Below are 13748 nucleotides of genomic sequence, written 5' to 3' on the forward strand. Positions count from 1 at the left end.
ATCGAAATCCTTTTGCGTCTTCACTGCCTCTGTTCGCGCTTCGTTTCAAAGCACTGCATCAGCAGCGAAGCCTTAGACTGTAGCACAGCTTTTTCGGCCTGCGCAAGAGATTCGAGAGAAATTCCTGCTGAGGCCCAGGGCGGGCCCTCAATGCATGCGCTGCGAGCTCGCCGCGAAGGCCAAACTCGCCGTCTTCTCCGGGTCCTCACTAGAAAGGATGACCGGCAGCGCCCCCTTCAGCTTCTGGGAGTCAGCGCGCAGGATGCGCTGCTTGACCGAAGGAATCTGGGACGGATGCATGGAGAAGCTGCGCAAGCCCATGGCCAGGAGGAGATCGGTGAAGACCGCGTCGCCCGCCATCTCGCCGCAGACGCTGACCGACTTGCCCGCCGCACGCGCCTGCGAGATCGAGCTGGCGATCAGCTGCAGCACCGCCGGATGCCAGGGGTCATACAGATGAGCAACCGCCTCGTCCGCGCGGTCGATGGCCAGGGTGTACTGGATGAGGTCGTTGGTCCCGATGGAGACGAAGTCCACATGCGGCAGCAACAGCGGCAGCATCACTGCTGCGGCCGGAATCTCGATCATGACGCCCAGATCCACCTGCGTGTAGGCCTGCCCGTTGTCATCCAGTTGCTGCTTGACGCGCTTGAGGGTCTCCTGGATCTGCCGGATCTCGCTCAGGTGAGCGACCATGGGGATCAGCAGGCGGATCTTGCCGAAGGCGCTGGCCCGGTAGATGGCACGCAGCTGCTGGCGGAACATGCTGGGTTCGGCCAGGCTCCAGCGGATGGCGCGCAGGCCCATGGCCGGGTTGAGCACGTGCTCGTGCCGCAATTCATTGGCGGACATGCGGTCCAGGGGCTTGTCGGCCCCCACATCCACCGTACGAATGGTCACCGGCATACCCCGCATCGCCTCGACGGCCGCCTTGTAGGCCTGGAACTGCTCTTCCTCGCTGGGTAGTTCGCCGTCGCGGTTCATGAAGAGAAACTCGCTGCGGAACAAGCCCACACCCGTTGCACCAGCCTCCACGGCCGCCGCCGCATCGACCGGCAGCTCGATGTTGGCATGCAGCTCGACGCGCTCGCCGTCCAGCGTGACGGCCGGGGTGTGCCGCAGGCGGGCCAGGCGAGCTCGCTCCAGCTCGCTCTGGCGTTGCCGGAACCGGTACTCCTCCAGCACGATGGGCGAGGGGTTCACGATGACCACGCCGCTGTCGCCGTCGATGATGACCCAGTCGTCCTGGCGGATCAGCCGAGAGGCCTCGCGAGTGCCAACCACCGCCGGGATGTCCATGCTGCGCGCCACGATGGCCGTGTGCGAGGTCTTGCCGCCGATGTCGGTGATGAAGCCATGAAACACGCTGCGCTTGAACTGCATCATGTCGGCCGGGGCGATGTCGGCCGCGACCAGCAGCAACGGATCCTCGCCAGCGAAGTCACGCTGCACCACCTGGGCCGCACCCACCTTGGTCTGGCCCTGCTCGGCAGCCATGGCCCCCAGCAGGCGCTCCACCACCTGCTCGAGATCTGCCTTGCGTTCGCGCAGGTAGTCGTCTTCCATTTCATCGAACTGCCGCGCCAGTACTTCCAGCTGGGCCGAAAGCGCCCACTCGGCGTTGTAATGGCGCTCGACGATCCACTGCCGCGTCGCCCCCAGCAGAGCTTCGTCGTGCAGCAGCATCAGGTGCACGTCCAGAAGGGCCGCAAGCTCGTGGGGCGCATCCTCGGGCATGTCTTCCTTGAGCGACTCCAGCTCGCGGGCGACCTCGTCGCGTGCGCGCAGCGCGCGCTTGATCTCGCTAGGCACATGGGCGGGGTCGATGAAGTAGTGGGCCACGTCCACACGACTGGACGCCACCAGCACGGCGCGGCCGATGGCCACACCCCGAGACACGGGAATGCCGAAGACCTGAAAGCTCATGCGCCGACTGTAGCAGCCGGCTTCCTGGGCCAAACGGGCAAAGTGCCGCTTCGAGCCTGTCATGTCAACGTCAAGAAGCGGTCACGGGCACGTCATGCCCAGCGTCGAGCATGGCGACCGTCACAGCACGACGAGGCCACCCATGAGGGACATCCCCCTGCCCACCCTGCCTTTCTCGGAAATCCGGCCGCCCAAGGCGGAACGGAGGTCACTTCCAGACGCTGCGCAGCCGACTGCAGGCACGGGTGAGGGCAAGCCTCGCCTGGACGTGGCCTGGGCGTGCACGCCCGACGAGGTCCGTGCCGCCCAGCGCCTGAGGTACGAGGTCTTCATCGAGGAGATGGGCGCCCGGCTCAATCCGCCTGCCGAGGCTCCCGCCGCCCACGACATCGACGCCTTCGACCCCTTTTGCGAGCACCTGCTGGTGCGTGCCATCTCCGCGGACGGCCACAGCGCCCAGGTCATCGGAACCTACCGTGTGCTGACGCCGGAAGCGGCCCTGCGTGCCGGAGGCCTCTACAGCGAGACGGAATTCGACCTTGCGCCCCTGCAGGCTCTGCGCCCCCGCATGGTGGAGTTGGGCCGCTCTTGCGTGCATGCCGAGCACCGCTCCGGCGGCGCCATCATGGCTCTTTGGGGCGCCCTGGCAGAGTTCATGGTGCGCAACCAACTGGACACCATGATCGGCTGCGCCAGCGTCAGCATGCGCGACGGCGGGCATTACGCCGCCAGCCTCTGGCACCAGCTCAAGGGCAGCCACATGGCGCCCGAGCAATGGCAGGTAACGCCCAAGCTGGCATTGCCGGTGGATGAGCTGCGCCAGGACCTGGCAGTGGAGCCGCCGCCGTTGATCAAGGGCTATCTGCGCTGCGGCGCGCGCATCCTGGGGCGCCCGGCCTGGGATCCGGACTTCAACACGGCCGACCTGCCCATGCTCATGCGCATCGACGACCTGCCGGCCCGCTACCGCCGCCACTTCCTGGGCGCGGCGTCCTGAGCTCGTTCGACACGGCGTCCTGCCTGGCCGGACACCGGGGCCTCACTCGCCTTCGCCGAACTTGTCGTTGACCAGGGCGGTGATGGCGTCCTGGGCGGCCTGCTCATCCGGTCCGTCGGTCTCCAGCTCGACCTGGGACCCAATCCCTGCGGCCAGCATCATGACGCCCATGATGCTCTTGGCATTGACGCGGCGGCTGCCGCGGCTCAGGAAGACCTCACATTGATAAGCGCCTGCCAGCTTGGTCAGTTTGGCCGATGCGCGGGCATGCAGGCCCAGCTTGTTGCTGATGGTGAGGGTCGTCTTGATCATCGGTCCGCGGGGTTGGAGGGCAATTCGCTGAGCACCACGCCCTGCGTGGCACCCTGGCTGGCGCGCTGCACGAGCGCCGCCAGCGGCTCATGGGCATAGCAGAGGCTGCGCCACAGCATGGGGACGTTGACACCGCTGAGCACCCGCACATGCCCCTGGGCATCGGCCAGGCGCTGGGCGGCGTTGCTGGGCGTCGCGCCATAGACGTCGGTCAGCACCAGCACATCCTCGTGGCCAGCCTGCAGGATCAGGGCGCGGCCACGCTGCTCGACATCATCGGCCGACATATCCGTCGTCACGTCCAGCACGGACAGCTGGCTGGCGCAATGCGGAAAGGTGTGCTCCGCCACGGCCTTGAGGGCCGAGGCCAGCGGAGCGTGGGCAATGAGCAGCAAGCCGGTCATGAGGCCATTATCAGCGGGCAAGGAGGCGGCGCGCGCTTGGGACAAGCCCCTCACTCCGGCAATCTCACCGATGCGACGAAGTTCTGCCAGGCGGGCTCGTCATCCCTGGGGCCCAGCATGACCAGTTGGTAGACCTTCAGGCCGCGCGAGAACAGGGCCTGGCGCGCCTGCTGCCCCGGGCCGGCCAAGGCCTGCTGACCCGACTCCGGGCGCGGCGTCATGCCCGGAACCTGCACGGCCTGCCAGACGGCTTCCGGGGCCTTCAACCGCTGGCGCAGGCCCTCGCCCATGGCCAGCAAGGCCGGGCCGAGCATGTCAGGCCGAGGCATCTCGGACCAACTGAGGGAGAAGCTCAAGCCACCTGCTCGACACACCGCCAGGCCCATGGCCGGCTCCTGGGCGCTCGCAGGGCGGTGCGCCTGATCGGGCTTGCAGGGGAACATCAGCTCGGCGCCGCTGCCCTCAGGGCGGACCTCACGCCAGTTCTGGGACGGCGCGCAGGCCGCCAGCAGAAGAAGGGCAACCAGCAGGCCGGCGTGCGGGAGCGTCTTGAGCAGCGTCATCCTCGCATTATCGAGGGGTGGCGGCGCCCCGTCCCGGGGTCACAATCCGCCCATGCAAGACCCGACCCCCTCCCTGGCGGCCCTGCCGCCCGGCGCCCTCAGCGGCGTCACCGTGCTGGACCTGTCCCGCGTGCTGGCAGGCCCCTGGTGCACCCAGACCCTGGCCGACCTCGGCGCCAACGTCATCAAGGTCGAGCGCCCCGACAGCGGCGACGACACCCGCGCCTGGGGCCCGCCCTACCTCAAGACCGCGGACGGCCAGGACAGCAGCGAAGCTGCCTATTTCCTGGGCGCCAACCGCAACAAGCGCTCCATCACCATTGACATCGCCCATCCGGAGGGCCAGGCACTGGTTCGCAAGCTCGCGATGCAGGCGGATGTACTGGTCGAGAACTTCAAGGTGGGCGACCTCGCCCGCTACGGGCTCGATGCGCAAAGCCTGCTGGCGCTCAAGCCGGGGCTTGTGGTGTGCTCCATCACCGGCTTCGGCCAGACCGGCCCCTACCGCGACCGCGCCGGCTACGACTACGCCATCCAGGGCATGGGCGGCCTGATGAGCGTGACCGGTGAGCGCGACGATCTACCCGGTGGCGGGCCGCAGAAGGTGGGCGTGGCGGTGGCCGACCTGTTCACCGGGCTTTACTCGACGGTAGCCATCCTGGCCGCGCTGCGACACCGGGACCTCACCGGCCAGGGCCAGGTCATCGACATGGCCCTTCTGGATGCCCAGGTGGCCATGCTGGCCAACCTCGGCTCCAATTACCTCTGCACTGGCAAAGCGCCGGGCCGCATGGGCAATGCGCACGCCAACATCGTGCCCTACCAGGTCTTCGAGACCCGTGATGGCCACCTGATCCTGGCCGTGGGCAATGACAAGCAATACGCCAAGTTCTGCGAGATCGCCGGCCGCCCGGAGTGGGCCACGGACCCGCGTTTCCTGCGCAATGCGGACCGCGTGCGCCATCGCGCCGAACTGGTCCCGCTGATCGCCGAGGTTCTGCGCCAGCAGCCGCGGCAGCACTGGCTGAGCCAGTTGGAGGCCGCCAAGGTGCCCTGTGGCGCGATCAACAACCTGGACGAGGTCTTCGCCGATCCCCAGGTCCAGGCCCGGGGCATGACTGTGCCCATGGCTCACCCGCTGAGCGACCAGCTCCAGTTGGTGGCCAATCCCATCAAGCTGTCGGCCACGCCGGTGCAGTACCGCCGCCCGCCGCCCCTGCTGGGTCAGCACACGGACGAGTTGTTGGGAGAGGCGGGCATGTCGCCTGCCGAGGTCCAGGCCCTGCGCGAACAAGGAGTGATCGGATGAGTGACTTTGTCCTGGTCCACGGTGCCTGGCATGGTGCCTGGTGCTGGAAACGCATCCTGCCAGCGCTGTGGAAGGCCGGCCACCGGGCCTTTGCCGTGAGCCTCAGCGGCGTGGGCGAGCGTGCCCACCTCGGGCCGGCGGGCATCACCCTGGACACGCACATCCTGGACGTGGCCGCCGTGATCGAGGCCGAGGAACTGCAGCGCTGCATCCTCGTCGGCCACAGCTATGCCGGCATGGTGATCACCGGCGTGGCGGATCGGCTGCACGAGCGCATCGGCCAGCTTGTCTACCTGGATGCGGTCGTGCCCTGGCCGGGCGATGCCTGGTCCAGCCGCCACAGCCCCGAGACTCAGGACCAGCGCCGCGCCCTCATCGCCCAGCAGGGTGTGCTGCCGCCGGCGCCGCCCAGCCTCTTCGGCCTGCAAGCCGAGGATGCCGCCTGGGTGGAGCGCCGCCAGACCGCCCACCCCGGCGGCGTCTACGATCAGGCCCTGTCCTACGACGCCGAGCGCTGGGCCCGCCTGCCGCGGCGCTTCATCGACTGCACCGAGCCCGCGCTGGCCACCATCGCTGCCAGCCGCCAGCGGGTGCGCAACGAGGCGGGCTGGATCATCGACGAGATCGCCACGGGGCACGACGCCATGATCAGTGCCCCCGAGGCCCTGCTGGCCTGCCTGCTGTCCGCGGCGCAGGATCGCACCAATTCGTGACGCAGCCCCCAGGCTGAGGGAAGGGCAGACCCCAGCCCTGCCAACGGCGACCGCTTTCACAATCCAGCACCTGGGCCTGCGGCTTCGCCCCCGAGTCACGGGATGGACGCTGCAGGCCAGACTGCCAACCATGGCAGGCCAGACCGGATTGACTTCCGTCATCCGCAGAAATCCAGCCCCAGCCTTCATGCAGCACAGCCCGCAGTCCCTCTCCCACGCCGCGACGGCCAGCGCCGACTCCGCGGCCTGGGCGGACATCGTGCAGCAGCTGGGAGCCGAGATCGCCGGCCCGCTGAGCCAGGCCCTGGAACGCATCCACACGCTCATCGCCACCGGCCAGATCGACCGCCAGAGCCTGCGCGCCCTGCGAGAGGGTGTCAGTCAAGCCCGCGAGGCCGGCATGATGGGGCAGCAGCTGGCGCGCCTGGCCTCGGGCAAGCTTCGCCTCTCCAAGGAACGCCTGCAGCTCACCCAGATGCTGCGCGGCGTGCTGGCCCACCGCGGCCGCGAGGCCCTGGCCCGCGGCATCCAGATCCGCCAGGTACTCAGGCCGGCCGATGTGCTGGGCGACGGCGCCCTGCTCTTCGCCCTGCTCAACGCCCTGCTGGACTGGGCGCTGGCCTGCACCCATTCCTCGGTGGACTTCCGCCTGGACCTCAGCCCCTGGCCGGCGCGCGCCCGGCTGAGCTGCCGCTTCGCCCACCGCTCCCTGGACCTGGTCGATGAGGCTCAGGACGAGGAACTGCCGGCGGCGCTGAATTCCCTGGCCTGGCGCCTGCTGGAGCAGACCGCCCTGACCATGGGCCTGCAGCCCCTGCGCGAGCATGAGGCCGGCATCACCGAGCTGACCCTGGAGTTCCCGCACACCCTGCTGGACGAGCCCGGCGCGCCTCAGCCCGAACAGCCCGAAGGCTGGGGCATGCCTGACGCGCGGGAGTTCGCGAATTCCTCCAATTCCAAACCGCTGGCGGGCAGCCATCTGCTGATCGTCTCGCCGCGGCGCGAGCTGCGCGGGCAGATCCAGGACGCCGTGCGGCACATGGGCCTGATCATCGACGTGGTCAACACCATGGCCGAGGCCCAGCACTTCTGCATGGAGGGCCTGCCGCACGCCGTGATCTTCGAGAGCTCGCAGCGCGGCAGCGACCTCGAAACACTCAAGACCGGCATCGTCCGCGAGGTGGCCGACTTCTGCTTCATCGAGGTGCAGGAGAGCGCCCATCTCACCCAGCTCTCCAGCGCCACGGCCGATGGCATGGCCCGCATCGCCCGAAGCAGCCTGGCCGAGGCCCTGCCGGCGATGCTGCTGTTCGAGCTGTCGAAGTCCCTGTAAACCTGAGCCCGCCCGGCGCGCCGCCGGCGATGCATTGCTTGCCCCTGCGCAGGGCGGGGCTGCTCCCTGCTGACCTACACTTGGCGCCTGCCTTCCCAGTTGCCGCCTGCCATGCGCCGCTTCCTCATTCCCGCCCTTGTTGCCGTCGCCCTCGCTGCAGGCGGTGTGCTGGCTTACCAGAGCCTGCTCTCGACCCAGAAAGCACCCGAGGTCAGCTATGTGCTGCTGAACGGCCAGAAGCTGAACTCCGCGAGCTGGCAGGGAAAGGTCATGCTGGTGAACTTCTGGGCCACCAGCTGCACGACCTGCGTGCGCGAGATGCCGCAGATCATCGCCACCCACGAAAAGTTCAAGCAGCGCGGTTTCGACACCCTGGCCGTGGCCATGAGCTATGACCCGCCGGCCTATGTCTCCATGTTTGCCGAGACCCGTCAGCTGCCTTTCAGCGTCGCCATCGACAACACCGGCGAGATCGCCCGTCGGTTCGGTGACGTACGCCTGACCCCCACCACCGTGCTGATCAACAAGCAGGGCGAGATCATCAAGCGCTTCGTCGGCGAGCCGGACTTCGCCGCGCTGCATGCCCTGATCGAGAAGCTGCTGGCGCAGGGCTGATCCGCGTCGCCATGGAGATCTACGAAGTCGGCGGCGCCGTCCGGGACAGCCTGCTGGGCCGCCCGGTCAGCGACCATGATTGGGTCGTGGTGGGAGCCACCCCGCAGGACATGCTGGACCGCGGCTTCCAGCCCGTGGGCAAAGACTTCCCGGTCTTCCTGCACCCCCAGAGCCACGAGGAATACGCCCTGGCGCGCACCGAGCGCAAGACGGCGCCGGGCTACCACGGCTTCAGCGTCCATGCGGCGCCCGACGTCACGCTGGAGCAGGACCTCAGCCGGCGCGACCTCACCATCAATGCCATGGCCCGGGATGCGCAGGGGCTGCTGATCGATCCACATGGCGGCCAGCGTGATCTCGCGGCACGCTGCCTGCGCCACGTCTCACCCGCCTTTGCCGAGGACCCTGTGCGCATCCTGCGCCTGGCGCGCTTCGCGGCCCGCTTCCATGACTTCAGCGTTGCGCCCGAGACCCTCGCCCTGATGCGCGCCATGGTCGGGGCCGGCGAGGTGGATGCCCTGGTCGCCGAGCGCGTCTGGCAGGAGCTCGCGCGCGGGCTCATGGAGGCGCGGCCCTCGCGCATGATCGAGGTCCTGCGGGACTGCGGTGCCCTAGCCCGCCTGGCACCGGAGCTGGATCGCCTCTTTGGCGTGCCGCAGCCCGAGCAGCACCATCCGGAAATCGACACGGGTGCCCACCTGCTGCTGGTGCTGGACCAATGCGCCGCGCTGGACGCCCCGCTGAGCGTGCGCTACGCCTGCCTGTGCCACGACCTGGGCAAGGGCATGACGCCTGTCGAGGAATGGCCGCGCCACATCGGCCACGAGGGTCGCAGCGAACTCCTCAGCCGAACCTTGAGCGAGCGCTGGCGCGTCCCCAACGAAGCCCGCGAATTGGCCGAGCTGGTCGCGCGCGAACATACCCATGTCCACCAGAGCGAAGGCTTCAGCGCCGAGGCCCGTCTGCGGCTGCTGGATCGCTGCGACGCCTGGCGCCGCCCGGAGCGCATCGAGCACCTGTTGCTGGCCTGCGAATGCGATGCCCGCGGCCGCACCGGCCTGGAGGATCGCCCCTATCCGCAGCGGGAACGCTTGAGCGCCGACCTGCGGCGCCTGCTGGCCCTGGACCAGGCGGCCATCAGTGCCGACGCCCTCGCCCGTGGCCTGAAGGGGCCAAGCATCGGCCAGGCCATCCGGCACGCGCGCCTGGCGGCCCTGAAGCAGGCCGGGTGAACCTCCGCCGACCTGGGGTCAGGCCTTGACTGGCCGGTCGCCCGAGCGCACCAAGGCCTGCCTCCCTCACAGACGCGGGCGCGATGCGCCACATGCCAGCCCTGTCATCAGAGCGTGTGGCTTCGGTCTCCGCGGGTGAAGCCGATGGCCTCGAACTCCGGCCCCGCCACAAAGCCGATCACCTTGAACAGCTCGCCCATCTCGTGTTCGGCCAGCAGTTTGTGCGCCATGGTGCGCGCGGGCAGAGAGGCCTGCGCCATCAGTTCGATCAGGCCGCAGTTGATGAGGAAATTGGCCTGGCTGGTGTAGCCCAGCACCTGCAGGCCGGCGTCCTGCCCAGCCAAGGCGACGCCGGTGAAGTTGACGTGGGCGGTGATGTCCTTGTCGCCCACGCGCTGCAGCGGGTCGGGGTCGGCCTGGTGCAGGTAGTGGCACATCAGCGTGCCGCCGCTGCGCTGAGGGTGGTAGTACTCGGCCTCGGGAAAGCCATAGTCGATGAAGAAGGCGGCGCCGCGCTCCAGCTGCGCCGCAAGGGTCCGTACAAAGGCCTCGGCCTGGGCGTGCAGCTCGGTCAGGAAGCCCGGAACGAAGCCGTCCGGCGGCGCACAGGGGGGCTGCAGGGCTGTTGGGCGGTCGGCCCAGCCCAGGCCCTCGCCCTCGCACACCACGCCGCGTTCCAGCCACCGGCTGCCGTCGAAACGGATGAGCTGCACAGGCATGGCGTCCAGCACCTCGTTGCCCACCACCACGCCGCTGAAGCGATCGGGCAGCGCGTCCAGCCAGACCAGCTTGTGGGCCCAGGGCTTCAGACGTTCGGCCTGGCGCGCACGCAGCGTGCCAGAGAGGTCCACGATCACATAGCGGCGCACGGCCTCGCCCAGCGTCGAGAGCAGCTGCTCCGCCAGTGCGCCGGTGCCGGCGCCGAACTCCCAGACCTCGTCGGTGGCGGTCTGACTCAAGGCCTGAGCCACCTGGGCGGCAAGCGCCTGGCCGAAGAGCGGTGACAGCTCCGGCGCGGTGACGAAGTCGGAACCGCCGTCAGGCAGCAGACCGAATTTCTGGCGACCGCCGCTGTAGTAGCCATACTCCGGCGCGTAGAGCGCCGTGCTCATGAACTGGTCGAAGGGCCACCAGCCCTCGCTGGCCAGGCGTTCACGGATCAGGTGCTGCAGGGGCGAGCCGGTCTCGGCGCCCTGCGGCCTGGAGCTATCGTTCGCTGACATGCGGGCATTGTAGGGACCGGGCCGCTTGCTGCGCGCCTGTCCTTCAGGGGGCGGCGCGGCGCAGGCCCAGCCAGCGCTCGAAGTCAGTCGCAGGCATGGGCGGGCCGATGAGCTCGCCCTGCAGGCTGTGGCAGCCCCAATCACCCAGCAGGCGCGCCTGCGCGGGGTCCCGCACGCCCTCGGCGCTGACCTGCAGGCCCAGGCCCAGGCCCATCTGCACGATGGCTCGGGTGATGGCCTCGGCCTTGCCATCACCGGGCAGGCCGGCCACGAAGCTCTGGTCGATCTTGAGCTTGTCCACCGGCAGCCGGCCCAGGTGGGACAGCGAGGTGTAGCCCGTCCCGAAGTCATCCACCGAGATGCTCAGCCCCTGGGCGCGCAGCGCCTGCAGCAAGGCCGGCACACGCTCGATGTCGTCCATGAGCATGCGTTCCGTGAGCTCCAGCTCCAGCCACGTTCCCGGCACGCCGGCATCCTGCAGGACCAGGGCCACGACGCGGTCGAAGTCTTCCAGGCGGAACTGCATGCTGCTGAGGTTGACCGCGATGGGCACCGCAGCGACACCACGCTCATGCCAGTCCCGGCTCTGGCGCGCAGCCTCGCGCATCACCCATTCGCTGAGCGGCAACATCAGGCGATGGCGCTCAGCCACATCGATGAAGGCCTCGGGCGTCAGCAGGCCGCGCTGCGGATGGCGCCAGCGAAGCAGGGCCTCGGCTCCCCGCAGCTGGCCGGTGCGTGCATCGACCTGGGGCTGGTAGAAGAGCTGGAACTCGTCGCGGGTGAGGGCCAGGGCGAGCTCGGCCTCCAGCACAAGGTCGGCATAGGCGCGCTCGGCCAGCTCGGGCTCAAAGAAGCGGTAGTTGGCGCGACCGCTGGCCTTGGCCAGGTACATGGCGGCGTCCGCATGCTGGATCAGCTCCTCGGCACTGGAGCCGTGCTCGGGATACATGGCCACACCGATGGAGGGTGTCACCGAAAGGTCGCGCCCATCCGCCTGCACCGGCACCTCCACCACCGCCAGCAGGGCGGACAGCACGGCCTGCACGTCGGCACGGCTGCGGACATCGGCCAGCAGCACCACGAATTCATCGCCGCCAAAGCGGCCCACAAGGTCCGTGCTGCGCAGGCAGGCACTGACGCGATCGGCCACCGTGCCCAGGACCTTATCGCCCTCCAGGTGGCCCAGCGAGTCGTTGACGCGCTTGAAGTTGTCCAGGTCGATGAAGAGCAGGGCCAGCGAGCGCTGCGGCACATGGGCGTCGTCCAGCCGGGCCTGCATGCGTTCCATGAAGGCGGCACGGTTCAACAGCTGGGTCAGGGGATCGTGATGGGCCAGGTGGTGGATGCGGGCCTGCGTGGCAAGCTGCTCGCGGATGTCGCGGATGATGGTCATGCGCAGGCGCTCGCCCTGGCGCTCCAGCGTACGCACGATGAATTCCACCGGGATGCGCTCGCCGCTGCGATGCAGGATGGCGGATTCATAGCGCAGCTCCTGGCCAGCCATCATCACGCTGCTGACCTTGGGCCGCATGTCCGGCGCGACGAAGTCCAGGGCCGGCTGCCCGACCAGCTCGTCCAGCCGGTAGCCGACCAGCTCGCACAGCGGCGGATTGGCGTCGGTGATGATGCCGCCCTTGTGGAAGAGGATGCCCTCCACCGTGGCCTGCATGAATTTGTCGAGGCGCGCCTCGGATTCGCGCATGGCAGCTTCGGCGCAGCGCCGCTCGCTGATGTCATTGATCAGCACGAAAGCGCCGATGATCGGACTGCCCGGCCCCTGCCCCGGCGCGAACTGCGGCAGCAGATTGACCTCCAGCCAACGCGGGCGACCGTCCGGCGCCTGCATCTGCCGTTCGTAGCGCACGGCCTCGCCGCGCTGCATGACCTGGTCCACATAGGGCTGAATCTGGCGCGCGGCTTCCTCGCCGATGACCTCGGCAAAGGTCCGCCCCAGCACTGACTGGGTGCTGTGGCCGAAAGTGCGGGCATAGGCGAGGTTGGCGAAGCGGCAGTGGAAGGTGCGGGCTTCGTAGAGCGCCATCAGCACGGGCACGTTGTCGGCCAGCAGGCGCAGCATCTGCGCCTCTTCGAGAGCGCCGCGAAGGGCGCGCTGCAGCTCGTCCAGTGCCGTGTCGCCCTCGGCCATCAGCCTGCTCCCGTCTCGCCCAGCCGCTGCTGGTAGACCATGCGGGCCAGGCACAGGTCCTCCCAGGCCCGAGCCTTGTCGGGCAGGTTGCGCAGGAGGTAGGCCGGGTGGTAGCTGACCACCACGGGGATGCCCTGGTAGTCATGCACCTGCCCACGCAGCCGGCCAATGGCTTCGCTGCGCTGAAGCAGGGTCTGCACGGCAAAGCGACCCAGCGCCAGGATGATGCGGGGCTTCACCAGCTCGATCTGGCGCTGCAGATAGGGCAGGCACTGGGCCAGCTCGGCAGGCTCGGGATTGCGGTTGCGCGGCGGTCGGCACTTGAGGGTGTTGGCGACGAAGACCTGCTGCGGCGCCTCGGCACTGCCGCGGCCCAGGCCCAGGGCGCGCAGCATATTGTCCAGCAGCTTGCCGGCCTGGCCGACGAAAGGCTCCCCCTGTAGGTCCTCCTGCTCGCCAGGGGCCTCGCCGATGATCATCCAGTGGGCCTGCTCGTGGCCCACGCCGAAGACCGTCCGCTGCCGTCCTTCGCAAAGCCCGCAGGCGCGGCAGGACGCGACGCTGTCGCGCAGCTGGACCCAGTCCATGGTCTGGATGGCATGGGCGCGCTCGCCCTGCGCCGCAACCAACGCTGCAGGCAGGAGGGTCTGCAGAGGGCTCGCAGCCGGCGGCTCGGCCGGCGCTGGCATGGGCGCGGGGGCTGGCGCCAGCACCGGGCGGGCGGGCGCGGCCTGGCGGGCACCACCACCACCACCGGCAGCCTCCAGCGCCGGCTCGCGCAGCGTTCGAGACGGCGCTGGGCGCTCGGCGAGGGGCTGCTCCGAAGCCGGGGCCGGATCGCTCAAGGCGTCGGGCAGCGGCATCCAGACCTTGAGGCCCATGGCCTCCAGCATTGCGCGTTGACGGGCATCCCAGCTCACAGGCGGGCCCTCAGCGCGGCACGGGGCAGGTGTGAGGCGGGCTGGCGGGCGG

13 protein-coding genes are annotated in these 13748 nt (G+C 68.9%); 6 read left to right on the forward strand and 7 right to left on the reverse strand.

Annotated features, from left to right (window positions below; genetic code table 11):
• Positions 1-147: 147 nt before the first annotated feature.
• The gene (ptsP, locus tag H5407_RS15620; RefSeq protein WP_183105398.1) at positions 148-1926 is read right to left on the reverse strand and encodes a phosphoenolpyruvate--protein phosphotransferase; all 1779 of its coding nucleotides are present in this window, start codon (positions 1924-1926) and stop codon (positions 148-150) included.
• 142 nt (positions 1927-2068) lie between these two features.
• On the opposite strand from ptsP, the gene H5407_RS15625 reads away from it, so the two are divergent.
• Complete coding sequence (locus tag H5407_RS15625; RefSeq protein ID WP_183105399.1) at positions 2069-2923, forward strand: GNAT family N-acetyltransferase; 855 nt, start codon at positions 2069-2071, stop codon at positions 2921-2923.
• Between the two features lie 42 nt (positions 2924-2965).
• Here H5407_RS15625 and H5407_RS15630 read toward each other — a convergent pair whose 3' ends face one another.
• The 3 genes from H5407_RS15630 to H5407_RS15640 are packed head-to-tail and all read right to left on the reverse strand — an operon-like array spanning position 2966 to position 4202.
• Positions 2966-3235 (reverse strand): HPr family phosphocarrier protein, encoded by a 270-nt coding sequence (locus tag H5407_RS15630; RefSeq protein ID WP_183105400.1) that lies wholly within the window; start codon positions 3233-3235, stop codon positions 2966-2968.
• Entirely contained in the window at positions 3232-3639 is a 408-nt protein-coding gene (locus H5407_RS15635) for a PTS sugar transporter subunit IIA (RefSeq protein ID WP_183105401.1), read from the reverse strand. The genes H5407_RS15630 and H5407_RS15635 overlap by 4 nt, the downstream gene beginning before the upstream one ends.
• Before the next feature lie 50 nt (positions 3640-3689).
• Complete coding sequence (locus H5407_RS15640) at positions 3690-4202, reverse strand: hypothetical protein (RefSeq protein WP_183105402.1); 513 nt, start codon at positions 4200-4202, stop codon at positions 3690-3692.
• Positions 4203-4254: 52 nt separating this feature from the next.
• On the opposite strand from H5407_RS15640, the gene H5407_RS15645 reads away from it, so the two are divergent.
• The 5 genes from H5407_RS15645 to H5407_RS15665 all read left to right on the forward strand — a co-directional run bounded on the left by H5407_RS15645 (position 4255) and on the right by H5407_RS15665 (position 9404).
• Positions 4255-5511: a CaiB/BaiF CoA-transferase family protein gene (locus H5407_RS15645; RefSeq protein WP_183105403.1), complete on the forward strand. Its 1257-nt coding sequence runs from the start codon at positions 4255-4257 to the stop codon at positions 5509-5511.
• Positions 5508-6224 (forward strand): alpha/beta fold hydrolase, encoded by a 717-nt coding sequence (locus H5407_RS15650; protein WP_183105404.1) that lies wholly within the window; start codon positions 5508-5510, stop codon positions 6222-6224. Before H5407_RS15645 ends, H5407_RS15650 begins: the two co-directional genes overlap by 4 nt.
• 187 nt (positions 6225-6411) lie before the next feature.
• On the forward strand, positions 6412-7557 hold the full coding sequence (locus H5407_RS15655) for a hypothetical protein (RefSeq protein WP_183105405.1): 1146 nt from the start codon (positions 6412-6414) through the stop codon (positions 7555-7557).
• Between the two features lie 111 nt (positions 7558-7668).
• Complete coding sequence (locus tag H5407_RS15660; protein WP_183105406.1) at positions 7669-8172, forward strand: TlpA disulfide reductase family protein; 504 nt, start codon at positions 7669-7671, stop codon at positions 8170-8172.
• An 11-nt stretch (positions 8173-8183) separates the two neighbouring features.
• A complete protein-coding gene (locus H5407_RS15665; RefSeq protein WP_183105407.1) occupies positions 8184-9404 on the forward strand; it encodes a multifunctional CCA addition/repair protein in 1221 nt (406 codons plus the stop codon).
• Between the two features lie 107 nt (positions 9405-9511).
• Here H5407_RS15665 and H5407_RS15670 read toward each other — a convergent pair whose 3' ends face one another.
• Genes H5407_RS15670 through H5407_RS15680 form a run of 3 tightly spaced genes read right to left on the reverse strand, consistent with a single transcriptional unit; the run spans position 9512 to position 13696 of the window.
• Entirely contained in the window at positions 9512-10627 is a 1116-nt protein-coding gene (locus H5407_RS15670; RefSeq protein WP_183105408.1) for an SAM-dependent methyltransferase, read from the reverse strand.
• Between the two features lie 43 nt (positions 10628-10670).
• Complete coding sequence (locus H5407_RS15675; RefSeq protein WP_183105409.1) at positions 10671-12776, reverse strand: bifunctional diguanylate cyclase/phosphodiesterase; 2106 nt, start codon at positions 12774-12776, stop codon at positions 10671-10673.
• Entirely contained in the window at positions 12776-13696 is a 921-nt protein-coding gene (locus tag H5407_RS15680; protein WP_310737659.1) for a uracil-DNA glycosylase, read from the reverse strand. Before H5407_RS15680 ends, H5407_RS15675 begins: the two co-directional genes overlap by 1 nt.
• Positions 13697-13748 lie beyond the last annotated feature (52 nt).

Source organism: Mitsuaria sp. WAJ17, from assembly GCF_014174515.1.
Classification (GTDB): Bacteria; Pseudomonadota; Gammaproteobacteria; order Burkholderiales; family Burkholderiaceae_C; genus Roseateles_B.